This is a genomic window from Mesorhizobium sp. C432A (genome assembly GCF_030323145.1).
Lineage (GTDB): Bacteria > Pseudomonadota > Alphaproteobacteria > Rhizobiales > Rhizobiaceae > Mesorhizobium.
Genome location: NZ_CP100470.1, coordinates 5,982,669 through 6,006,618, shown reverse-complemented (window position 1 = coordinate 6,006,618; position 23,950 = coordinate 5,982,669). Strand labels below are relative to the sequence as shown.

Annotated in this window: 16 protein-coding genes and 1 pseudogene; 12 read left to right on the top strand and 5 right to left on the bottom strand. The window is 60.8% G+C overall.

Annotated elements, in window-relative coordinates; translation table 11 throughout:
- Nucleotides 1–1,791 precede the first annotated feature (1,791 nt).
- Complete coding sequence (locus NLY33_RS29410) at nt 1,792–2,736, top strand: transglutaminase-like cysteine peptidase (protein ID WP_023704344.1); 945 nt, start codon at nt 1,792–1,794, stop codon at nt 2,734–2,736.
- An 85-nt stretch (nt 2,737–2,821) separates the two neighbouring features.
- Here the strand turns inward: NLY33_RS29410 and NLY33_RS29405 are convergent, their stop codons facing one another.
- Genes NLY33_RS29405 through NLY33_RS29390 form a run of 4 tightly spaced genes read right to left on the bottom strand, consistent with a single transcriptional unit; the run spans nt 2,822 to nt 8,404 of the window.
- Nucleotides 2,822–3,463: a ribbon-helix-helix domain-containing protein gene (locus tag NLY33_RS29405; protein ID WP_023667950.1), complete on the bottom strand. Its 642-nt coding sequence runs from the start codon at nt 3,461–3,463 to the stop codon at nt 2,822–2,824.
- The gene (locus NLY33_RS29400) at nt 3,453–4,742 is read right to left on the bottom strand and encodes an HlyD family type I secretion periplasmic adaptor subunit (protein ID WP_023667951.1); all 1,290 of its coding nucleotides are present in this window, start codon (nt 4,740–4,742) and stop codon (nt 3,453–3,455) included. Before NLY33_RS29400 ends, NLY33_RS29405 begins: the two co-directional genes overlap by 11 nt.
- Before the next feature lie 43 nt (nt 4,743–4,785).
- Nucleotides 4,786–6,918, bottom strand: coding sequence for a type I secretion system permease/ATPase (locus tag NLY33_RS29395; protein ID WP_023691465.1), 2,133 nt, complete (start codon nt 6,916–6,918; stop codon nt 4,786–4,788).
- A gap of 37 nt (nt 6,919–6,955) precedes the next feature.
- The gene (locus NLY33_RS29390) at nt 6,956–8,404 is read right to left on the bottom strand and encodes a TolC family protein (RefSeq protein WP_023704343.1); all 1,449 of its coding nucleotides are present in this window, start codon (nt 8,402–8,404) and stop codon (nt 6,956–6,958) included.
- A gap of 1,472 nt (nt 8,405–9,876) precedes the next feature.
- On the opposite strand from NLY33_RS29390, the pseudogene NLY33_RS29385 reads away from it, so the two are divergent.
- From NLY33_RS29385 to NLY33_RS29345, 9 genes and pseudogenes are all read left to right on the top strand, one after another.
- Nucleotides 9,877–11,073 (top strand): annotated as a pseudogene (locus NLY33_RS29385) (IS256 family transposase).
- 372 nt (nt 11,074–11,445) lie between these two features.
- Nucleotides 11,446–12,468: a LacI family DNA-binding transcriptional regulator gene (locus tag NLY33_RS29380; RefSeq protein ID WP_023724728.1), complete on the top strand. Its 1,023-nt coding sequence runs from the start codon at nt 11,446–11,448 to the stop codon at nt 12,466–12,468.
- A gap of 173 nt (nt 12,469–12,641) precedes the next feature.
- Nucleotides 12,642–13,655, top strand: a complete 1,014-nt coding sequence (locus NLY33_RS29375; protein WP_023686869.1) for an SIS domain-containing protein — start codon at nt 12,642–12,644, stop codon at nt 13,653–13,655.
- 28 nt (nt 13,656–13,683) lie between these two features.
- Entirely contained in the window at nt 13,684–15,006 is a 1,323-nt protein-coding gene (locus tag NLY33_RS29370; protein WP_023686870.1) for an ABC transporter substrate-binding protein, read from the top strand.
- 11 nt (nt 15,007–15,017) lie between these two features.
- The gene (locus NLY33_RS29365; RefSeq protein WP_023682778.1) at nt 15,018–15,977 is read left to right on the top strand and encodes a carbohydrate ABC transporter permease; all 960 of its coding nucleotides are present in this window, start codon (nt 15,018–15,020) and stop codon (nt 15,975–15,977) included.
- The gene (locus NLY33_RS29360; protein ID WP_023707241.1) at nt 15,974–16,834 is read left to right on the top strand and encodes a carbohydrate ABC transporter permease; all 861 of its coding nucleotides are present in this window, start codon (nt 15,974–15,976) and stop codon (nt 16,832–16,834) included. Before NLY33_RS29365 ends, NLY33_RS29360 begins: the two co-directional genes overlap by 4 nt.
- 21 nt (nt 16,835–16,855) lie before the next feature.
- Nucleotides 16,856–17,710, top strand: coding sequence for a sugar phosphate isomerase/epimerase family protein (locus tag NLY33_RS29355; RefSeq protein WP_023686872.1), 855 nt, complete (start codon nt 16,856–16,858; stop codon nt 17,708–17,710).
- Complete coding sequence (locus NLY33_RS29350; protein ID WP_023686873.1) at nt 17,707–18,570, top strand: PfkB family carbohydrate kinase; 864 nt, start codon at nt 17,707–17,709, stop codon at nt 18,568–18,570. The genes NLY33_RS29355 and NLY33_RS29350 overlap by 4 nt, the downstream gene beginning before the upstream one ends.
- Nucleotides 18,513–19,985 carry an NAD(P)/FAD-dependent oxidoreductase gene (locus NLY33_RS29345; RefSeq protein WP_245262872.1) on the top strand — a complete coding sequence of 491 codons (1,473 nt, stop codon included), beginning with the start codon at nt 18,513–18,515 and terminating at the stop codon, nt 19,983–19,985. Before NLY33_RS29350 ends, NLY33_RS29345 begins: the two co-directional genes overlap by 58 nt.
- 177 nt (nt 19,986–20,162) lie before the next feature.
- On the opposite strand, the gene NLY33_RS29340 is transcribed toward NLY33_RS29345, so the two are convergent.
- Nucleotides 20,163–21,257 (bottom strand): LacI family DNA-binding transcriptional regulator, encoded by a 1,095-nt coding sequence (locus NLY33_RS29340; RefSeq protein ID WP_023707239.1) that lies wholly within the window; start codon nt 21,255–21,257, stop codon nt 20,163–20,165.
- Nucleotides 21,258–21,470: 213 nt separating this feature from the next.
- Between NLY33_RS29340 and NLY33_RS29335 the strand changes: the two genes are divergently transcribed.
- Nucleotides 21,471–22,313: an ABC transporter substrate-binding protein gene (locus tag NLY33_RS29335; RefSeq protein ID WP_023818616.1), complete on the top strand. Its 843-nt coding sequence runs from the start codon at nt 21,471–21,473 to the stop codon at nt 22,311–22,313.
- 94 nt (nt 22,314–22,407) lie between these two features.
- On the top strand, nt 22,408–23,949 hold the full coding sequence (locus NLY33_RS29330; protein ID WP_023695154.1) for an amino acid ABC transporter permease/ATP-binding protein: 1,542 nt from the start codon (nt 22,408–22,410) through the stop codon (nt 23,947–23,949).
- Nucleotide 23,950: the final 1 nt, after the last annotated feature.

Here is a 23,950-nt window from a genome sequence, read left to right as displayed (position 1 = left end):
ACTTGTTGCCGTCGGCGCCATGGTTGAGCGCTTCGTAGAGCGTGGTCTGCAACTGCTCTGCGCCGGGCGCGCCGGTGATCGCAATGGTCAGGACCTGATCACCCTGCGTGTCGCGGCCGACAATCACTCCTCCTTCGAGGAAGAGCGTAATGGCCCCGCCGTCCGTGGCAATGAGATTCGTGGCAAGGCCACCGGCCGGAATGCCGGTGAATGCCAACTGCGCGGTCGTGCTGCCTGGCCCGTCGGCACCGTAGACGCCGCCAACGGCGAACAGCGAAGAAAGGCCACCCGCCAGGCCGGTCGTCACCTGGGCCAGGCCAACGCCGTCATCGGTGTTGGCGTTGCCGCCGGCATCTTCGGTCTCGCCGGCATTATAGCGGTCGCCGCCGACCGTCTCGTCGAGCTCGACCGAAAGCAACTGTGCCGCTTGCGCGGTTGCCTGGACCGAAAGCGTAGGGCCGTCGTCCAGCACACCAATATTGAGGGTCGCGGTGGCCGGATCATTGTCTGTGTCTGTAACCACGACGGCAAAGCTGTCGGAAACCCCCTCGGTCGTTCCGGTCGATGAGTTGTCGTGATGATCAAGAGTGTTGTCGGCAAGGGTATAAATCCAGCTATAGCCGTTCGTAGGATTGCCGGTGACCACGAGCGTGCCGTATTGCCCGGCAACGCTGCCGCCGTTGGTCACGTCCACACCGTCAATGACAAGCGTCCCGATGCCATCACCCGAGACGATGTTGAAGGTCCCTGAAACCTGCTCGGCGGTGCTGGCCGGGTCCGTCCCGTCGGAAAGCGCGGCCTCGTTGACGACAAATCCGGAGCCAATGTCGATTGTCGGCGTCGTATCTTCTTCCCTGACCCCGATCGTCAGCTCACGCGGCTCCAGCCGTCCAAATTGCAGGTCCGTCGGCGGCAACAATGCGGAAAGATCGAAGCCGTCGCCGATACCACCTGGGGGAATGGTGAAGTCGCCGCCGGCACTGCCTGGGGCGCCGCCCGGGCCGGCCGAGATCGAACCATCGGCACCGAAGGCGACATCGACGTGGCTCGCTTCAAGAGCGGCCAGCAAGGCCACGCGCGGAACTTCGACATCACCGATGATGAAGGTCGGCACGTTGAGCGCGCCATCCTTGATGAGGATGACTGAACCGTCCGCCTGTTCCAGCAACAGATTGTGGCCGTCGACCTTGATGTTGTCGATGGAGACGTCCGCCGGAAGTTTCACGATGTTGCTGGCGTCGGCCACGTATTCATGCGGCGCGGCTGCCGCCGGCGCTTTCGCCTCCGCGGGTGCTGCCGGCTGAACGGGTGCGCCACTGCCGACATCGACCGGCACCGGCTCGGCAGGCGCCGCCTGAGCGGCCTGCGCTACCTGGATGCCTGCCTGCGATGGCGAGCCGCCATGTTCATGTGAAGAGTGCTCGTCCCAAGAATTCGAGACGGTATCCAAATCGTTACTCGTCGTCATCGCCAAACCCCTCCGGCATTTCCCGGATAGAGACAGTGACGACTTCTGCTTTGCAACTGTCCCGCAATCAATTTCATATATCCTGGTATGCAAGTCTCGGCATTTTTTACGCGTGGTAAACCCGGAAGATATAATCTGATATGCATTGGCCGCGCCGCGCCTCGTTTGATATCCGCCGGCTGAGCTGGATTGGTAAACAGAAGTATAAATTTGAATAAAATTTTACACAAAATGGGTATTCCCGATTGAAGGAAACTTATCCACCTTCCTTTCCAGTAATTTGAGACAAGATTGGTACCGTCCACAGTCAAGAGGTGGGCGTTATGAAAAAAGAAAAAACTGCCCTGGGAATAACCGGGCTCAGGCTCATCCTGCTGGCAATGGCGATCACAAGCCTGCCGCAGCCATCATCCGCGAAAGCAATTGCCGTGAATGCCGGCGCTGCCGCTGGAGTTCTGGCGGCGGTCGAAACCCCTTCCAGTCTCGGCGGCGTTTCGCTGGCTCGGCCGCAGCCATGGCAGCCGGTTCCAGCCTACCGGATCGGCATGATTTTCAGCAGCTATGGTCCTGTTGCCGTTGATGAAAAGCGTGGTTCTTCGATCGCGCCGCCCGCCGCCGGGATCGACCCGATCCAGACGGCGGCGATCATTCCCGGCGTGTTCGGTTCTGTTGCCCTGTCGATGCGCAATTTCCCGGTTTCGGCGCGCTGGGCGCCGGTCTACAAGGCAATTGTCGACTGTACCGCGAGCAGCGCGTGCGAACGCAAGAACAGCGCCTTTGCCGAGATCGTCAAGGCAGCCGGGAACAAGCGCTTCATCGACAAGTTGTCCTTCGTCAACTCAAGTATAAATCGCGCCATCGCCTACAAGAAGGACAGCGCGGTTTACGGCAGGCTCGACTACTGGGCCAAGCCCGCGGAAATCCTTGAGCGGCGGGCAGGGGACTGCGAGGATTTCGCCATCCTCAAGATGGCCGCGCTGCTGCATGCAGGCATCCCGGCGCAGAGCATGTCGCTGGTCGTCTTGCAGGATCGCAAGCGCGGTTTCTTTCATGCCGTGCTGTCGGTCAGCACCGGCAGCGGCGTCTTCATTCTCGACAGTTTGAGCAATGTAGTTTCCCGCGACACAGACCTGCCGACCTACGTGCCGCTGTATTCGTTCAGCACCGATCGCGCGTGGATCCATGGCGCGAAGACCGGTTCTGCTCAAACAGCCGATATCAAGGGCGGCCTTTCGACGGTCGCGCCTGGTGAAGGTGTGCAGCCGTAAGCTCCCATCAGAGAGTCTTGAGCGCTCTATCTCTTGTTTGACGCAATTTTCCACGGAAACCGCTCACACTTTTCCCGGAATTGCTCTAGCCGCCGAAGACGAACGCCATCAGCAGTTCCGGCTCGACCACCGGCGCCCGCACCGCGCTCAGTTGACCGCGGTAGCGGCGGTCGCCGGCGCCTATGACGAAACCGGTCGCGACCGGCGTCTCGCCATTGGCGTCGAGCCTGGCGAATATGTCGGCGACATTGAGGTCCAGCGCCAGCTTGAGATCCTGGCGCGCGTCCTCGTTCGGCGCCACCGGCAATTGCCGCCGCACCAGTTGCTGGAACGGCGCATTGAAGGTCAGGATCTTCTTCGACGATGCCAGGGCAAAGGCCGGCGAGGGACAGGCGACGAGAATGGCGCTGATGGTCTTGATCGACGCGAGCCTCTGCAAGGTGAGGTTTTGGTCGGCCAATCCACGCATGCAGGCTACGCGAATTGCCGATGTCAGGTTTCCGGCGTTGGCGTGGCTCTCTGCAATTTCCTCGATCAGTGTGCCGATCGTGCATTTGCGGCTTTCCGCCATCTGCTTCAGCGATGTCCAGAACGCCCGTTCCAGACGAATGCCGCGGCGCGTGCCGCCACGCGCCACAACCCGGAACTCGAGACCGAAATCCTCACTCGCCAGCGGTGGCAGCAGCCGGTCGCGATCGACCGGGCGGGAGATCGCACTATCGCTCACTCATTGCCTCCTCCCGCGCCTTGTTGATTGGTTTCAGAAGGTAGGTGAGAATCGTTTTGCGTCCGGTCTTGATGTCGACCGAACAGATCATGCCGGGGATGATGGAATAGGTCTTGCCGTCGCGTGTCAGGGTCGATTTGTCGGTGGCGACACGCACCTGATAGTACGGTTCGCCGGTCTTCTGGTCGACAAGGCTGTCGGCAGTGATGTTCGACACCTTGCCTTCGATGCCGCCGAAGATCGAGAAGTCATAGGCGGTCACCTTGATCAGGGCATCCTGGCCCGGCCGGATGAAGGCGACGTCCCGCGGTGAGACCCGGGCTTCGACCAGCAGGGTCTCGGACGTCGGCACGATACCCGCGACGACCGCGCCGGGCTGGACGAAGGCGCCGACCGTGTTGATGTCAAGCGTGTTGACGATACCATCGACAGGCGAACGGATATCGGTACGCGCCACCTTGTCGGTGGCACCGCGTATCGTCTCGTCCACCACCGAGAGATCGGCCAGCGCCTGCGTCAGATCGCTGAGCGCTTCCTGTTGCAGCTGGAGGCCAAGTTCGTCGACCTGAAGCTTGGCTTCCGTGATGGCAGACCTGGCTTTCTTGATGGTCTCTCCGGCAAGCGTCAGCTGACCATTGAGCTCGGTCTGCTCGCGCTCGACGCGGAGCTGCTCGGTTCGCGCCATCAGGCCTTTCTTGACCATCGCTTCGACCAGCTTCGCCTCCTGGTCGCTGACGGCCAGGTTCTTGGTGAGGCGATCGGCATTGGCGTTGGCTTCGTCGAGTTCCTTCTCACGCTGATCGAGCCGCGACTTTAGAACCGACAGTTTGACTTCGAAGTTGTCGCGCCGCGCGATTAGCAGCTTCTGCTCGTTGTCACAGATTTCCGGCGCCACCTTCTGGATCTCTGACGGACAGGGAAACGCGCCCTCGAGGCTGCCGGTCTGTTCGAATTGGAGCCGTGCAATGCGCGTCTGCAGCGCCCGCGCCTTGGCCTGCTGCTCGCCAAGGCTGGAAGTGTTGAAGGTGTTGTCGAGACGAATGATGAGGTCATTCTTCTTGACGACCTGACCGATCGTCACGGCGATTTCCTGAACCACGCCCGGCTCGCTGGCCTGGATGATCTGGGTCTTCGACGCCGGTATGATCTTGCCGTCGCCGCGTGCGATTTCATCGACCTCGGCGAAGGATGCCCAGGCTACCGAACTCGCAAAAAGCGCCCCGATAATGAATATCGAAGCCGACGCAAAAAGCGGCGGACGGTCTTCCCTGGCTAGCATTTACCACGTCCCAACGTGCTGTGTTCACGCATAATTCTGTTCGTCAGGCGCTTGTTTTCTGCAGCGCTTGTATCACTTGGTCTTTCGGTCCATCGGCAACGATCTTGCCCTGCTCGATGACGATCAGGCGGTCGGCCAGCTCGAGCATGCTGAAGCGGTGCGTCGATACGATCAGGGTCGTGTTGCGATCGAAAGCCACTTTGAGCTGCTTGATCAGCTGGCGCTCGGAAGCCAGATCCATCGAGCCGGACGGCTCGTCCAGGAACACGATTTTCGGTTTGGTCAGCAACAGGCGGGCAATTGCCATTGTCTGCCTCTGACCGCCCGAGAGATTGGTGCCGCGCTCGCCGACATTCATGTCGTAGCCTCGCGGATGGCGGGAGACGAAGTCGTCGACGCCTGCAGCCTTGGCCGCCTCGACGATCTGCTCATCGGTCGCCTCCGGGCACGCCATCAGGAGATTTTCCTTGATGGTGCCGGAAAATAGATCGTTGGCTTGCGCGACGATCCCGACCGCGGCGCGAACCTCAGATGGGTGGTATTGGCGGATGTCGATCCCGTCCAGCAGCAGCTCGCCGGAGGTCGGCAGGAAAAGCCTGCCGATCAGCCGCCCCATGGTCGTCTTTCCCGAGCCTATGCGGCCGATGATGCCGATCCGCTCACCGGGCTTCACCGAGAAATTCAGGCCGGTCAGCACTTCGTTTTCGGAACCCGGGTAGACAAAGCCGACATTCCTGAATGCCATTGCACCGTTGCGAATGGGGCGGTTGACGAAACCAACCGTGTCCGGCCGATCCTCAGGCTGCGCCATGATCGAATTCACCATTCGCAGGGACAGCATCGCCTGGCGAAGTCTGGACAAGGTGATCGCAATCTGCCCAAGCGGGGCCACCGCCCGGCCCGCCAGCATGACGGTGCCGATGATGGCGCCGGTCGAGACATGCCCTTCCGAAAAGGCATAGGCGCCGGCCACGATCAAAGCGACGGTGACCATCTGCTGGATGGCTTGGGTTATGTTGCCGGCGGCAGCCGAAAGCTGTTTGATCTTCTCGGACGTGTTGGATGCGTTCTTGGAATGCTCCGCCCATTTTCGCAGAAGGTAAGCCTCTGCGCGCAGCGATTTGATCGTTTCCAGCGTGGAGATGGATTCCACCAGCAGGGCCTGGCGCTGCGAAGCCTCGTTCATGGAAGCGGCAACGCGTTTGCCGATGCGCCGTTGCGTGATCAGCCCGACGATCACCGAGGCGACAAAGGCAATGGCCGGTATGACGACCAGCCAACCGCCTATCGCATAGATGACAAGAAGAAAGACGAAGACGAAGGCTGTGTCGATGAAGACGCTGATGGTGTTCGACGTGAAAAACTCGCGCACGAACTCGTACTGGGTCACCCGATTTGCATATTCGCCGGTTGAGCCGGGCCTTGCGGACAAGGACGAATTCAGCACCTTCTCGAAAAGCATATAGGAGATGCGAAGATCGGCCTTGCGCCCGGCATAGTCGATCAGTGACGCTCTGGCGGTCTTCAAGAGCAGGTCGAACAGAATGACCGCGCCGATCCCGATCGACAGCACCCAGAGCGTCGATATCGCCTTGTTCGGCAAGATCCTGTCGTAGACGTTCATGGTGAAGATCGGTGAGGCAAGAGCCAGCAGATTGATGAATACCGCCGACAGGATGACCTTCGAATAGGTGCGCCAGAACGGCCCCATCGTGCCGGTCAGCCAATGTCGCCGCTCGATCTTGGCCGCCGAACCGACGCTCATCGCCTCTACTGCGTTGGCATAGGTTATCGAGAAGGAAACGCCGCCACTAATATAACTTCCGGAAAACTCGGATTTGCTAATTGTGGTGCGCCCGTCTTCCTGGGGAGCGGTCGTAAATCCACCGTCCTCGGTCTGGGCAAGCAGCGCAACCGGCAACTGGCTGACGCGAAACAGAATGGCGGGAAGGTCGATGCGTCCGCGAAGAAAGTCGCGATGGCTGAATTCCGTGATTTCAAGACCGATGCGTTCGGCAAGATGCCGGATGGCGTCGATATCGATGCGGGTGTCTGACAGCGGCACGCCGGCAAACAGCACGGTCTCGGAACTCGGCCTGCCGAGGTACCCGGCAACAGCGGAGAAGCAGGCCTTGAACGCCTCTTTTGGGGAGAGGATTTTGGGTTGTGGGTTCACGATCAGCCCGCAGGACTATCGTTCGTCCTTGACCTTCCTACTTCTTTCTTACCGGTGCGAGGATGTCGAAAGGCAGATCGTTCGTCTGCTCCGACGGCGTGCGCGCATACGTTTCGGTGTCGGCCGTTTCAGGCGCATTGAACTCGGCCTTGGCATAGGCGGTGGCCTGTTTTGCCGGCTGAAGATTCATGGTCTTCAGCAACTGCCCGGTTGCCGCCAGCAGCCGGTACTGCGCGAAAAGCGACGCGTAGGATGCGGTGTCGGCAAGCGTAGCTGTGTTGAACCGCGTGTTCTGCGCGTCGAGCACGTCGAGCAGCGAGCGCTGTCCGACCTTGAACTGCTCGCGATAGGACGCCACCAGCCTTTCGTTGGCGGCAGCCTGAAGCTTCAATGTCTTTGCCAGATCGGCCTGCCGGAAGCGGCGATCCCATGACGTACGGACGGCTTCCTCGATCTCGCGCAGAACCTGGTGCAGCACAAGGCGCTGCTCGCTGGTGCGGCGGACCTGCTCTTGCTCGTTGGCTTTGTCGATGCCGCCGCGATAGAGGTTCCAGCGCAGCACCAGCCGCGCCTGCAGGTCGCTAGCGTCGCCATCGTCGCCGTCGATGTCATAGCCGCCGCGGGCGCGGCCTTCGGCGATGACGGAGGGCCCGAATTTCGCCCGCGCCGCATCCACCAGGGAGGCGGCGGCGTCGATATCGCTGTTGGCCATGTGGACGCGCGGATTGTTCTGTCGCGCCAGCCCTAGCGCGTCGTCGAGCGACCTTGGCAGCGCGCTCGAGACATCGCCTGGCCTTGACGCGTTGGTCAGCGGCTTACCGACCGTCTTGAAGAACCGTATCTTGGAAGCCTCCAGTTCTTCGGTCGCCTCCTGCATACGTGCCTTGGCAGCGAACAGCCGCTCCTCGGCCTGCTGGCGATCAGCCTCGTTCAACGCGCCGCCTGCAATACCTTGCCGGATGTCGCCGAGGATTGCCTGGTGAAAGCCCAGATTCTTCTTCGCTTCCGAAACGATCGAAGCCTGCAGCATGTATTCGAGATAGTCCTGGACGACAGACAGTCCAATGAATTCAGACCGTTCCAGCACCCGGAACGATGCGCCGTCGACCCGCGACGCCTGACGGTTCAGTTCCGCCCGCCTTGCGCCGCTGTCATAAAGCGTCTGCGTGACAACGACATCGGCTTCCGCCGGATAGAGCGCGTCATCCTCTATGGACAGCGAACGCCGGGAGGAATTGTCGAGACGACGAACCCCCGCCGACGCCTCGACATCGACGCTGGGAAGATAAAGTCCCTTCGCTTGGCGTAGCTCGAATTCGATTGCTTCGCGGTTTTCGATCGCTTGGCCAATTTCGGGGTTGGACTCCACCGCAACCGCCATCGCCTCCTGGAGAGTGAGCGCGTGAGCATTCCCACAGCTCAATATGGCGACCGTCGTCAGCAGGCCAAGGCGCTTGCCAATGGCCGGCATAACTATTGTTTTCATTTTGCCCATCCCAACGTTTCCCCGCGCCCTTATCTCCGGGCGCTACAACTCAAGCGTGATTGTTCACAAATTTACAAAATATGTGAGCGCTTATTGATTTAGTGACCGGTAAAACGCTGAGTTCAAGCCATAAATCTAAGGAATGTAGCAAAAATAGCACATAAAGATACTCAGGTGCGGTTTCTGGCAACAGCCATCCGGGTTCGCGCAGGCAAAGGAGAATGCTCCCCGGGAAGGGACCGCAGTGGCAACTTACAACCAATCTGCTCAGATAGCCTGACTATTTCTGGGGCGCATATTCATCTGCGAGCCCACATGGCAATTGGTTGGCAACAGGATGAACTTCGAGGCAAGTGAGCCCGTCCTAATCCGGCGCGTCAACTCGTAAATCCGTTCCACGGATTACAACTGCCTGCAAGCTGCCGCATGTTCGTACTTCCCAAGTCTCATCGGCCATATCGAGACGCTAGACCGTCAGCTGGTCGCGCGGCTGTTGCCACAGCTGCCGATCTGCAACCGGCCCCAATTTCCGACGTTCTGGACCTGGTCTCCCAAGGTTTGGAAAACGAGGTCAGCTATGGTCGGCAGTTCGGGGTCGCGGGAGCATACGGGAAGCTTTCAGATTTTGGCCCACGAAGAACTCAACAAAATCAACGATTTTCATTCGCCCTCCGGGCCTACCATAGCCATTGATTTTGAAACGCGCAAATGCACCTGGAGCAGTGACGGTAATTTCGAAAAGTGTTGGGCGCGGCTGTCGAACGCCACAAACTGCAAAAAATCGTCCGATTGATCCCGATAGTTGGTGAAACCTCAAAATATTTTTTGCGCCGATTTTTCCTTTAAATCAAAAGGGTAATTTTTTGACGGTTCTGGTGGCGGACTTTTTTGCTGTGATGGAAAATACTGACAGTCGTTCAATGGGTTATAGGCTGTATAAACAATCGAGTGGGAATGATTCAGGCCCACTCAAACGCCGCCGAAAATACGCCAATCTGACGTAACGCGCTGAAATAAAAACAAATCCTTTCAGGATGATCAGCGACAATCGGTGCTTAGAGATTGCCTTTGACGGACCGCCTGACGGACCTTCCGCATATTCCGCGGCTATCGCAAGAGTGCCGGGCGTTTTTGCGTACTGGCCGAGGTCCCTTGCTTGGCAAGTTCCTCCGCGACAAGGATCTGCTCGACAGCATTTTCGTCGCTATTGCCCATGCGGAGCCCCGGAGGATCAAAACCGGTCAGCAGCATGACGCGGACGGTTCAGAGCAAGCGACTCAGATTTCCGATTTGCTCAGAGTCCCCCAGCCTGTGGCTCTGTGCAGCAGGCCTTGAGAGTCTGGGTCGACCTTTTTGGAAGCTCGCCTGCAATCGGGTAGTGTGCTGAGAGTTCTGCAAATTCGCTGAGAGGGGGCGGTCATGGCAGGCTGGTGATTGTTCACGTCACCTGATTCCCGCGAAGGAACGCCACCATGACCAAGACTGAAGTTAAGACCGCCAGCGCTGCCGTCAAAGACATTTTGCTTTCGAACCCGGATGGATTGCACGAAGTGCTCCGTGCGGTGATGCAGGAGGTGCTTGAGGCCGAGATGGACGAGGCGCTGGGTGCCTCGAAGAGCGAGCGCACGCCCGAACGGCTTGGCTATCGCTCGGGCTATTAAGGCCGCACCCTTGTGACGCGGGTCGGCAAGCTCGAGCTGCGGGTTCCGCAGGACCGGGCCGGGCGCTTCTCCACCGAGCTGTTCGAGCGCTACCAGCGTTCCGAGCGGGCCTTGGTGGCGACACTGGCGGAGATGTATGTGCAGGGCGTGTCGACCCGCAAGGTGAAGGCGATCACGGAAGAACTGTGCGGCCATGCCTTCTCGGCCTCGTCGATCTCGGCCATCAACAAGCGGCTGGACGAGAGCCTCGCTGCCTTTGCCAGGCGCCCCCTTCAAGAGCCGTTTCCTTACCTCATCCTCGATGCGCGCTACGAGAAGGTGCGTGAAGCCGGTGTTGTCATGAGCCAGGCGGTGCTGATCGCGGTCGGTATCGACTGGGACGGAAGGCGCCAGATCCTGGCCGTGGAGATGGCCAATCGCGAGAGCCGCTCGGCCTGGAGGGACTTCCTCGTCGGCCTCAAGGCGCGCGGCCTCAAGGGCGTCGAGTTGGTTGTGTCCGACGATCACGCCGGCCTGGTGGCAGCGACCGGCGAGGTGATCCCCGAAGCCGCCTGGCAACGCTGCTACGTGCACTTCCTCAGGAACGCGCTCGATCATCTGCCGAGGAAGCACGGCGACGACTGCCTGCAGGAATTGCGCTGGCTCTACGACCGGCGCGATCTCGCAGAGGCCAGGGCTGATCTTGCCGCATGGCTTGCCAAATGGTCGGCCCGCTATCCGCGCCTGACAGGCTGGGCCGAGGATGCCATCGAACAAACCCTGACCTTCTTCAGGCTGCCGAGACAGCACCACAAGCATCTCAAATCCACCAACATGCTGGAGCGGCTCAACGAGGAAATCCGCCGGCGCACCTATGTCGTGCGCATCTTCCCCAATACCGAAAGCTGCCTGCGCCTGGTCAGGGCCTTGGCCGTCGAGACCAATGAAAACTGGATGGAGGCCAACCGATACATCAACATGGACGACCTGCGCGAGCACAAGAAGCTCGCTCTGCGCCAAGCCGCATGACCAGCATCATGGCTGCCCCATTTTGCAGAACTTGACGCACACAACCTGCAATCGCTGGACGAGTTTGGCCGCAAGGCTAGTCGTCTCCATCAGTGTTATGACCGATACCAGGGAGGGCGCCTAGACCATAGCGTGAACTCATTGCCGTATGCTGGCAGTGCGAGGCAATTAACTGACTGCACAAGATGTAAGTGCATTCGTGGATCAAATTTCCAGATAGCCAAACAGCGCGCGTGTCTCGATTAGGTGGCAAGGAGTTGCGAAAGCTATGTTCGCAGTTTGAGAATCGTCCGATATGCCCCACAACGATGCCGGCAAGACGAGCCGAGGATGATCTGACGCAATGTTCAGATCCAAGAAGGACGGTTACCTGTGACCCAGAAAGGAATCACACTAAAGGACGTTGCCGCAGCGGCTAAGGTGTCGCGCGCCACGGCCGCCCGTGCGCTCAACAGCTACGGTTACGTTGGCGACGAGACGGCGCTCCGCGTGGTTGCGGCAGCCGAAAGGCTGGGCTATCGGGCCAACCTCGTCGCGCAGGCGCTGCGCAGCGGACAATTGCCGATCATAGGCTTCGTGCCCGGCGATATCCAGAATCCGTTCTTCGCCCGAATCGCGCACGACATAGAGGTGGAACTGCGCAAGCACCGCCACAATCTTCTGATTGCCAGCAGCGAGGAGAATGTAGAACAGGAGAAAGAACTGCTTGAGAGCCTTCGCTCGCTCAGCATTCGCGGCTTCATCCTTGCCCCAACGTCTGCAACCGACAGCCAGCATATTGTGCAACTGGCCCGCGAAGGCGCACCGATCGTGCTCATCGACCGCGTGGTAAAGGACCTGCAATGCGACAGCGTCGTCGTCGACAACGAGGGCGGGGCACGCGAGGCGGTGGACTATCTAGTTGGCAACGGTCACCACCGGATCGGTCTTTTGCGCGACGAGTCACGCATCTTTACGGCACAGGAACGCTTGGCTGGCTACCAAAACTCGCTCCACTCGCATGGGATCGCAATCGATGAAGCGCTCATCGGCGTATCGCGCTCGACCGTCGAGCACGCCATCGAAGCCACGATCCGCCTGTTCAGCCGGCGCAATCGCCCGACCGCACTGTTCACGGTGGACAGCCTCATGACGCAAGGCGCGCTTCTTGGCCTGCGTTCAATGGGGCTCTCGATTCCGCATGATGTGTCGGTGGTTGGCTTCGATGACTTCAACCTCGCCACGTTCACCGATCCGCAGATAACGGTCGTGGCGCAACCCATCTCCGAGATCGGACCGCTCGCCGCCAGATATCTGCTGGAGCGGCTTGCCGGCAAAAAGGTTGCACCGCGCCGTACCCGATTTCAGACCCGCTTGATCGTACGCGGATCGGTTGCCCGGCGCGCTGTGCGCTAAAGAGCAAACCCCTCGATTTCGGAGAATTTCGTCTAAAGGACTTGCCATTGGCGAAATTGCGTGCCCATTATTGCTTGTGAGATCGATCTCACATCGGAAAAACGAGCTAGACGGCCCACCGACGCCTAAGGCGGGCTAGAGGCCTGTCACATGCGAAATACAAGGAAAACGTCATGCTGAACTTCGATAGGGACCGCTTCGTGAAGATCCAAAGCGGGGCCGTCGCCGTCGCAGGTGAGGTTCGCTCACTCATGCGCACACTGCTGGCAGATGGCGTCGAGCGGCTGTTTTTCATGGGCACCGGCGGCGTGCAGCTTCTAACCTTGCCCGCGATCGAGTTGGCGCAGCGCTGTTCTACCTTCCCGGTGAGCGGTGCCTATCCGGCGCAGGTCGTGATCGATCCGCCCGCCGGTCTCGACAGCAAGGCCGTGGTGGTCATCCCGTCCTTGTCGGGCACGACCAAGGAAGGCGTCGAGCTCATGGCCTTTCTGAAAAAACGTGGTGTGCGCACGATTTCGCTCACCGGCCATTCGGATACGCCAATCGCACGGGAGGCTGACCACAATTTCACGAACTTCGCCGAAGACGACACCTCGTCGGAATCCTTCTACCTGCAGACGCTGCTGATCGTCCTGGCCCTGCTGGAAGAGCGCGGCGAATATGATGATTTTGATGGCACTGTCGCCGAACTCAAACTGCTGCCGGATCTGCTTGCCGACGCCAAGGCTGCCTTTGAGGACAGGGCGGCCGAACTGGCCCAGACAATCAAGGACGATACCTATCACATCTTCACCGGCGCCGGCTCGGTGTGGCCGGAGGCACACTATTACGGCATGTGCATCCTCGAAGAGATGCAGTGGATTCGCACCCGCCCGGTGCACGCCGCCGACTTCTTCCACGGTACGCTCGAGTTGGTCGAGCCGGGCGTCAGCGTTTTCGTGTTCAAGGGCGAAGATGCCCTTCGGCCCCTGGCCGACCGGGTCGAGAACTTCGCCAGGCGCTACACGGACCGCGTTCGCACGCTGGACGCGGCCTCGGTCAAGTTGCCGGGCATCTCCGCAAAGGTCCGCGGCATGATCTCGCCGGTTCTGCTCGCCACCTTGCTCGAGCGGCTGAGCGCCCATCTCGAGGTGCTGCGCAACCACCCGCTGACCACCCGTCGCTACTACAAACGCGTGGAATATTGATCCCCTCTTACCTCTGAAGGAGCTATCCATGAAACGTTCGCTGCAAGTCGTGGCGGTCACGGTGGCCGCGGTATCATCATTGGGGTTGTCGATAAGCGGCAGTTCCGCCGCTTCGCCGGCTGTCACGGCCGACCCAAACGCCAAGGTGGAATACACCGGCACGCTTTCGGTCCTGACCAAGTTCGGGCTGCAACAGCTGTCGCCCTATTTCGTCAACCTGGCACAGGCCTATGAGAAGCTCCATCCGGATGTGAAGGTCGAACTTATCCAGGAGAGCGACGACAGCGTGAAGGGCAAGACCAAGACGCTGGTCGCTTCCAACTCGCTGCCCGATATCTATTTCTCCTGGACAGGCAGCTGGGGTGGCAATTTCGTGCGCGGCAATCGCGCCGTTGATCTCACGCCCGTCATTGCTGCCGATACCGAGTGGGGCAAGTCGCTGTCTCCAGCCGCCGTCAAGGCGTTCCAGTACAACGGCAAGTTCTATGGCATTCCGCTTTACCAGGATGCCAAGTTCATGGGCTACAACAAGCAGATCTTCGCCAAGCTCAGCCTCAAGGCACCCGCCACTTTCGAGGACTTGCTGACCAGCTGCGACGCCATCCGCAAATCCGGCGTGACACCGATCTCCTTCGGCAACAAGGAGGCTTGGCCGGCGATCCACTTTGCAGGCCAGCTGCTCGCCTACAACGTGCCGCAGGCAACGCTGGAACGCGACTTCGATCCGGCCACCGCCCAATACAGCGATCCAGGCTATGTCGCAGCACTCAAGCAGTTCAGCCAGCTTGTCGAGCGCTGCACCGATGGCGCCGGCGTCAACGGCACATCCTATGCCTCGGCTCTCCAGGCCTTCACCAACGCCCAGTCGGCCATGTACTACCAGGAAATCATCGAGTTCGATCAGGCCGCCACGCCGGAGTCGGCGTTAAAGCCCGCCGATTTCGGATTCTTCCGGCTGCCGGTGCCCGCCGGCGCCAAGGGTGACGCCAAGTCGATCGAGGGCGCGCCGGAGGGCTACATGATCAATGCGGCATCGAAGAACATCCCGCTGGCGATCGATTTCATGAAGTTCGTGACCTCGAAGGAAAATGCGCAGGTCTTGTCTGCGCCACCCTATGGCCAGCCGAGCGCCACCATCGGCGGCGCCTCGGAATCGAACATGAGCGCGGCTGTGGTCGATGGCCTCAAGGATATCAACGCCGCCTCATACCTCATGCCCTGGCTGGATACGGCCAACCCACCGCGCGTCGCCGCCGTCTGGCTGTCCAGCCTGCAGGCGCTGGCGGGCGGCTCGATGACGCCCGAGCAAGTGATGGACGAGGTGCGCAAAGCCGCATCCGCGGCCAAATAAAGCAGGCGAGCATGGCAAGGGCCTCGGACACAGTGGACAGCGGCGCCGACATCGGCGTCGCCAGGCCGCAACGGCCAAAGAGCCGGCGGGCCTGCTTCGCCAACCTGTTGTCGTTGCGATGGGCGGCGATCGCGCTCATCCTCATCGGCTGGTTCGTCTATTATCCGATCGTCGACAATTTCATCGTCAGCACCACCGACCAGGACATCTACACCGGCGAGGTCACCAATGTCGGCCTCGCCAACTACGACCGGCTGCTGCATGACCCGGTCGTGCTGCTGGCGCTGTGGAACAACTGCCTCTACGCTCTCATCTCCGTCATCTTCCAGGTCTTCGGCGCGTTCCTGCTGGCGGCCATTATCGAGGACCTGAAAAGCGAAAGCTGGCGCCGGCTGTGGCGCGCCGTCTATTTCGTGCCGTCGGCAATCTCGATCACGGTGACCGGCCTGCTGTTTTATTTCATCTACCAGCCGCAGATCGGCTTGCTGGATGCCGCGCTCAGCCGTGTTGGACTGAGCCAGCTCGTCATGCCTTGGCTCGGCAATGAGCACACCGCCATCTATGCCATCATCGCCATGAGCCAATGGCAGGGTTTTGGCTATTCGACGCTGCTGTTCGCCATCGCCATCCAGAAGATCCCGCGCGACCTCTACGATGCCGCAACGATCGACGGCGCGGGTCCTCTTCGCCGCCTGTGGAGCATCACCTTTCCGCTGACCCGGGAAATGACGGGGTTGATGATCATCGTCACCATCACGGGCGCGTTCCAGGTGTTCAACGAGGTCATGGTGATGACCGCAGGCGGGCCCAACAACAGCAGCCAGGTGCTGGGCACGTGGCTCTACCAGAAGGCCTTCATCGAGGACAATTTCGGCTATGGCGCGGCGATCGCCGCCGTCATCTTCATGTTGACCATGCTCACAGGTGCGGCACAGCTCTGGTACACCAAGCGCCGCCGGGTGCAGCTATGAGTGCGATGGTCGCAGCCGGTCGCAGCCGGCACGTCAATGTGTGGTCGGTCATCGCCAGGACGTTGCTCTATTCATTCCTGGTCTGCCTTGGTGTCGTCGTCATCTATCCGCTGATCTGGATGGCGCTGAGCGGCTTCAAGGACAATGCGCAGATCTTCGGCGATCCCTTCGCCCTGCCCACCCATTGGTCGTGGAACAATTACGTGCAAGCGTGGAACCAGGGCGTGCGTGGCTACGTGACAGTCTCGGTGCTGGTGACCGTCGCTTCGGCCATATGCACCGTGCTGATCAGCGCCTGGACGGCTTTCGGCCTGACCCGCACCAAGATGCCGGCAAAGCCGCTGGTTATCGCCATCGTTCTGGGCGGCTTGATGCTGAGCCCCACGGTGGCGATCATTCCACTGGTGAAGATGTTGCAGGCGCTCGGTCTCTACAACACCTACTGGGCGCTGATCATTCTCTACACGGCGTTCCGTGTGCCGTTCACCACCTTCCTCATCCGCGCCTACATGCTGGATCTGCCTGAAGACATCGACGAGGCGGCGACGATGGATGGCGCCAGCGAGGGTCAGATCTTCTGGCGCATCACCTTGCCGCTGTGCCGGCCGATCATCATTTCCTGCGTCATCCTGCACGTCCTGTTCGCCTGGAACGAATATCTCTTCGCCATGATCTTCACGAGCGGCTCGGATGTGCAGATGCTGCCGGTCGGACTGACGTCGATCATGGCAACCCACGGGACCAACTATGCCGTGGTGTTCGCGGCCATGACGATCTCGGCGCTGCCTATCGTGATCGTGTTCTTTGGCGCGCAACGCTACTTCATCCGTGGCTTGGCCGAAGGCATCGGCAAATAACAATTCCCGAAAGGAGCCTTCATGCCGCAGCTCGCTGCTCATCAGCTGATCGGAGCCAATTTCAGCTTCCAGCACTTCCCCTTCGATGAGGTCGCCAGGACGATCCGAGGCTTTGGCCTGCGCGAGATCGAGCTGTGGGGGATTGCCCAGCATCTGGACCTGTTCCACGCCACGGACGCACGTGTCGAATCCGTTCGCCGGGTACTCGCCGACAACGAGCTGTCGGCCTGGTGCTTTACGCCTGAGCAGGTGTTGTATCCAATCAACATTGCCTCCGGCGACGCCGCACTGCGCCAGGACAGCATCGAGCGGTTTTGGCGTGCAGCCGACATCTGCGCGGCGCTTGGCGCCCGCTATCTCTTCCTGACGCCCGGCCGGGGCTACGAGAGCGAACCCCGGCAACCGGCATGGGACCGCGCGGTCGGTTCGATCGGCGAGATCGCCCGGCGCGCCGCCGCAAACGGGGTGCGCTGCCTGCTCGAGCCGTTGCAGCGGTTCGAGAGCAACCTCGTCAATAATGCGGCAGGCCTGCGCCAAATGCTGGATGAGGTGGGCGCCGGCAATATCGATATCGTGCTCGACACTGTCGCCATGGCCACGGCCGGCGACACCGTGGCCGGCTATGTCGACCTGTTCGGCTCGCGGCTGGCGCATGTTCATCTGGTCGACGGCACGCCAGGCGGGCATCTGGTGTGGGGGGAGGGCACGCTGCCGCTCGACCACTATGTCAGCGAACTCGCGCGCCTCGGCTATGCCGGTAAGTTCACCTTCGAGCCGTTCGGCAACGGCTCCTACGCGCTCGATCCGGTAAAAGCCTGGACACGCTGCCTTGGCGCCATCGCGCCGTATATCGATCGCGCAACGGTGCCGGCATGAGGTCGAAAAAGCTTATCGCGGTCGGGGACAATTGCCTTGATGCCTATTTGACCAACAACTTGATGACGGTGGGCGGCAATGCCTTGAATGTCGCGGCGCAATGGCGGCGCAACGGCTGGTCCGCGCGCTATTTCGGCGCCGTCGGGAACGATCCCGAAGGCGACGTGGTGCTTGCCGAACTGCAAGGTGCCGGCCTATCTCCGGACGACGTCGAACGGCGTCCCGGCGATACGGCCGTCACCTTGCTGCGCGATGAATCCGGCGACCGGAAGTTCCTGCACGAATCCTTCGGTGTGGGCGAAAACTACATGCCGGCGCCCGCGCATTATGCGGTCATCGCCGCGGCTGACTGGGTGCATCTCGGCACCAACGCCAACAAGCACCTTGTTCAACGATTGGTGACGGACCATGTGCCGTTCAGCATCGATCTATCGACCGCCCATATGGCGCTGCCGCTCGACGGTGTCCCGCTTTTGTTTGCGTCCGGACCGGACGATGTCGATGTTCCCATCGAGCCATCGCTGGGCGCGCTCAGGGCGGCCGGCGCAAGGCAGGTAGTTTTGACCTGTGGTCGACGCGGCTCCTACTTCGACGATGGCACGAATGTCGTGCATGCGCCGGCGACGCTTGTCGATGTCGTGGATACGTGTGGCGCCGGCGACAGTTTCATTGCCACTTTCCTCGCCGGCTTCCATTTCGGCGGCCTCGGCGCCCTGGAGGCATTGCACAGGGCGTCGATCGCGGCGGCGCAGACCTGCACCCATCTTGGCGGGTTTCCCCAGAGACCGCGTCCGATACCCGATTGGCTGCCAGCCAAATATGCCAGCTTCATTGTCGATGCGCAGGGAGCCCAAGCGTGAGTACAATTCGTTTGCGGCAGCCTGCGGTCGCGCTTGCATCTGACCGGTCGTTTTGGCTGCAGGACATTGCCGCCGCCCCTGCGACCGAGCCATTGCGAGGCGACGAGCGCGCCGACGTGGTGATCGTCGGTGGCGGCTATACCGGTCTGTGGACGGCGCTGCGGATCCTTGAACTTGCGCCGCAAACACGGGTGGTGATCCTTGAAGCCGATCTGTGCGGATCGGGGGCCTCGGGGCGCAACGGCGGTCAGGTCCATTCATGGTTCGCCGAAATCGACCAGATCAGTGCGGTCGTCGGTCTCGAGGAAGCGCGCCTGCTGTGCGCCGACACGGTGGCATCGATCGCGGAGCTGAAGACGCTGCAGCAAAACGGCACCATAGACATGGACCTGAGGCTGGACGGATGGTTGTGGACAGCAAGCTCCATTGCGCAGGAAGGCGCCTGGGAGACCGCCGTGGCCTTGACGGCGGTTGTTGGAGAAAACCGTTTCAGCCCGCTGAAAGCCGAGGACATTCAACGCCGCACCGGTTCATCGGCCTCCTATGTCGGCGTCGTCGAGACCACTGCCGGCACGGTCCATCCCGCCAAACTTGCCATCGGATTGCGCAAGCTGGCACTGGCACGCGGCGTCATCATCCATGAGCGCAGCCCGGTCCTCGCCATCGAACCCGGCATGACATGCACGGTGCGCACGGCGCATGGCGCGGTACGGGCTGACAAAATCGTGCTTGCCGCCAACGCCTGGCTTTCCGCGCTGCCGGAACTGCGGCGACATCTTTATGTCGTCGGCAGCGAGGTGATTGCCACTGCCGCCGTTCCCGAACTGCTCGACAGCATCGGTTGGCGCGACGGTGCCTCGATCTGCGATTCCCAGGCCCAGGTGCTCTACTACCAGCGCACCATCGGGGGCAGGGTGGTCTTCGGTCGTGGCAGCGGCAACGTCGCCTTCAGTGGAAATTTCGGCGCCAGCTTCAACCGCAGCCCGGAGCACGGTCGCGACAATATGCGAGAGCTGCATCGGGTCTACCCCTCGCTGCGCGGTGTGGCGATCAAATATGACTGGTCGGGGCCGATCGACTGCGTGCCTGAACACGTTCCTGTCTTCGACCACCTGCGCGATCATCCCAATATCTTCTACGGCATGGGATTTAACGGCACCGGCATCGCGCAGACGCCGATAGCCGGACGCATTCTGGCGAGCCTGGTGCTCGAGCGAAAGGATCGCTGGAGCGAAAGTGGTCTGGTCGGCATCGAGCGGCGCATGTCGCTGCCGCCCGAGCCTTTGCGTTATCTCGGCGCCAGGCTTGTCCGCGCCGCGGTCCGCCGCAAGAACGAGGCCGAGATCCGCAACCGAAAGGCGGGCAGGATCACCAATCTTCTGGCAGCCCTGAAGCCAGGCAGGCCCAAGAAGTAGCCGGGCATCTGGCTCATCGTCACGCTCTTCAAACCATGAGCCGGCACGTGCCGTCCCGATGACGGTGGACGCGGCATTGCGATCAGGGTGCTTGCTGGGTTGATCGACGTACATTCTTAAAGCGGAGTGCGTCGACCTTGTTGTAACGTATTCATGTGGGCCGTATCGCCGTCACACCTATGCTTGGCGCACTTGCGGCTTTCCATTCGAGGGCGGGCCAACGGATCCGCGTGCAATGATGGCGGTCGGCAAAATGAGCTTTTCCGCCGGGCGGGAATCTCCCTTCAATCGCCGGATGAGCAATTCCGCGACGCTCTTGCCAAGCGCGTAGACGGGCTGGTCGATAACGGTGATGGGCGGCGTGGTGACGCTCGTCCAGTCCGCATCATGGAAAGTGATGAGCGAAATGTCGTCGGGAACCCGCAGGCCGCGCTCGCGGGTCACCTTGAAGATCTCCAGCGCAATGACGCTGTCGGAGGCGAGGATCGCCGTCGGCCGATCCGGCGCCGACAGCATCTCGCCGGCAACCCTGCGCGTTTCGGTGGGGCTTGTCGCGCCAAGGCGAACAAAGCGTTCTGGCCGATCAAGTCCGGCCTCTCGGCACACGGTGAGGAAACCGTCGATGCGCTCACGGACCGACGAGGTGTAGATCTGCCCGAGATCGCGGTACTCGTGCCCTTCGGCGTCGACCGCGGTCACATAGGCGATGTTGCGGTGGCCGGCATCGGCTAGAAAGCGGGTCGCCAGCATGGCGATGCCGCGATCGTCGGTCGTGACCGTATCGACATCCAGATCTGCCAGCGCCCTATCCAGCAGGGCAAGCGGTCGGCCCGAGCGGTGGATATCGCGCAGGTGCGCGATGTCGCGCGATTCCGACGGCGTGACGATCAGCCCGTCGACGCGCTTGCCGATGAGCAGTTTCACGGCCGCCTTTTCCGCCTCGATCTTCTCGCCGGAATTGGCCAGGATGACGTTGAACCCGGCTGCCTTTGCCGCGTCGCTGATGCCGCGTACCGCGAGGCTGAAGAACGGGTTCTCGATGTCACCGACAACCACGCCGATGATGCCGGAGCGGCCGGTCGTCATGCTGCGGGCGAGCTCGTTCGCACGATAGTCCAAGGCCTTGGCCGCGGCCATGACTTCCGCGCGGATCATGTCGCTGACGACGCCGTATCCGCCGAGCACGCGCGCGGCTGTCGCTTTCGAAACGTTGGCCGCGCGGGCGACGTCGCTGACCGTTATCGACGGGGTCTTGGGGGCGGTTCTTTTCATCGGATGACGACTACAAGAGTTGTTGACGGGAGGTCAACGTGGCGATAACGATTAACAAAGAGACCGGTCTCACGCAATATGAGACCGGTCTCTTTAAAAGGAGTGGAGCCGAGAGGCATGACGGACCGTGATTTCGGCAAGGGCATGTCGGCGCGCCAGATGGCGGCTCGACGGAAATACCAAGAAGAACAGACCTTCAGAGTGGAGAAAGACATGAGCAGGAAAGAAATTCTCAAGTCGTTGATGTGCCCGGTCAGAACCGGCGCAATGGCTCTTATGGCGATGTGCGTCGGCGCCGGGCTGGTTTCAGGAGCGGCCGCCGCGGATGACAATCCCTATGGCCTCATTGATGCGAAGGTCATCAGCGTCGGAACCATGGGCGATGCCAAACCCTACGCTTTCACCCAGGCCGATGGGTCGTTCACCGGCTTCGACATCGAATTGTTCCGCAACGTCGCGAGCCGCCTTGGCTTCAAGCCCCACCAGGTGATCTTCACCGGCCAGGAATTCTCGGCGCTGATGCCTTCGGTTGCAAACGAGCGTTTCGATGTCGCGGTCGCGGCAATCGGCACGACGGAAGCACGCAAGAAGACCGTCGACTTTTCCGACGGGTATATCGCAGGCTATCTGTCCGTGCTTACTGCCGACAAGGCGATCACGTCGGCGGACGGGCTCAAGGGCAAACGTCTCGGCGTCGTGCAAGGCACGCTCCAGGAAATCTACGCGGCGAAGAATTTTGTCGGAACCGATCTCGTCAAATTCCCCGACAACAACTCCGCCGTTTCGGCGCTTAACAACGGAACCGTGGATGCCCACTTCCTCGATTACGAGGCTGCCAAGGACTATGGCGTTCGCTATCCGAACCTGAAGATCGCGGTCAATATTCCTTCCTTTGACGCGCCGGCCGGCTTCGTCCTGCGCAAGGGCAACGACAAGCTCCGCAATGCGCTGAACACCGCCCTTCACGCGGCCATGCAGGACGGCACCTGGAAAACGCTTTATGAAAAGTGGTTCCCCGGCTCGCCGATGCCCGACCAGTATCTTCCCAAGAAGTAGACCGTACCCGGCCGCTGGCTCTCATGCCGGCGGCCGGATTACGCCGCCGTCCTTGATGCGGACGATGTGAATAGCGCAACCGAAAGGGGGGCGAATGAACTGGCTCGAAAACCTGCGGCGCAGTTTCCTCGACTGGCAGGCCATGGCGGACGTGCTGCCCAGCATGATCACCATCGGATTGAAGAACACGTTGATCCTCGCCGCCGCGTCGACGGTGCTGGGTGTCATCCTCGGCATGATCCTGGCGGTCATGGGCATCTCGCAATCGCGCTGGCTGCGCATTCCGGCGCGGGTCTACACGGATATATTCCGTGGGCTGCCGGCGATCGTCACCATCCTGCTGATAGGCCAGGGCTTTGCCCGCATCGGCCGTGAAATCTTCGGCCCTTCGCCCTTTCCGCTCGGCATTCTTGCGCTGAGCCTGATCGCCGGCGCCTATATCGGCGAAATCTTCCGCTCGGGCATCCAGAGCGTCGAGCGCGGGCAGATGGAGGCCTGCAGGGCGCTCAGCATGAGCTACGGCCAAGGCATGCGCCTGATCGTGATCCCGCAAGGCATCCGCCGCGTCTTGCCGGCCCTCGTCAACCAGTTCATCGGCAACGTCAAGGATTCAAGCCTTGTCTACTTCCTCGGTCTGCTCGCCTCGGAGCGCGAGATCTTCCGTGTCGGTCAGGACCAGGCAGTGGTCACCGGAAATCTCTCGCCATTGCTTCTGGCCGGCGTGTTCTATCTCGTCATCACCGTGCCGTTGACCCATGTGGTCAACTACATCGACAACTCGCTGCGGGTCGGAAAGCAAAAGGCAGGCCTCGTCATCAGCGGCCTGGCCGAAGTGAGCGAACTGGAGGGCGCCACCGGCAGTGCACTTTCGGAGGCCGGCTCTGATGCCCGCTCAGCGCTGCCCCGCTTCAAGGGCGGCAGTCTCGCCATTACCGATCTCGACATGGCCTATGGCGACCTCGATGTTCTCAAAGGCGTCAGCCTGGCAGTCAAGCCTGGCACGGTCACATGCGTGATCGGCCCATCAGGTTCGGGCAAGTCGACCCTGCTGCGCTGCCTCAACCGCCTGGTCGAGCCCAAGGGCGGTGAGGTGTTGCTCGATGGTGCGAGCATCCTGGCGATGAAGCCTGAAAAACTGCGCCGGCGTGTCGGCATGGTTTTCCAGCAGTTCAATCTGTTTCCCGACCACACCGCGCTCGAAAACGTCATGCTGTCGCTGACCAAGGTAAAGGGGCTCCCTGTACAGGAAGCTGAGCGCATCGCCGAGGCGCGCCTTGCCGACGTCGGGCTTGCGACCCGCAAACACCATCGTCCAGGGAGCCTTTCCGGTGGCCAGCAGCAGCGTGTGGCAATCGCTCGTGCATTGGCGATGGACCCGGAGGTCATCTTGTTCGATGAGGTAACGAGCGCACTCGATCCAGAACTGGTGAAGGGTGTGCTCAACCTCATGGCGGATCTCGGCCGGCGCGGCATGACAATGGTCGTGGTGACGCATGAAATGGGCTTCGCCCGCAAGGTCGCCGATCAGGTCGTCTTCATGGATGAAGGCCGCATCATCGAGGCCGGCACGCCTGCCGCGATTTTCGACACGCCGAAAAGCCCGCGTCTGAAGCACTTCCTTGCCGAAGTGCTTTGAT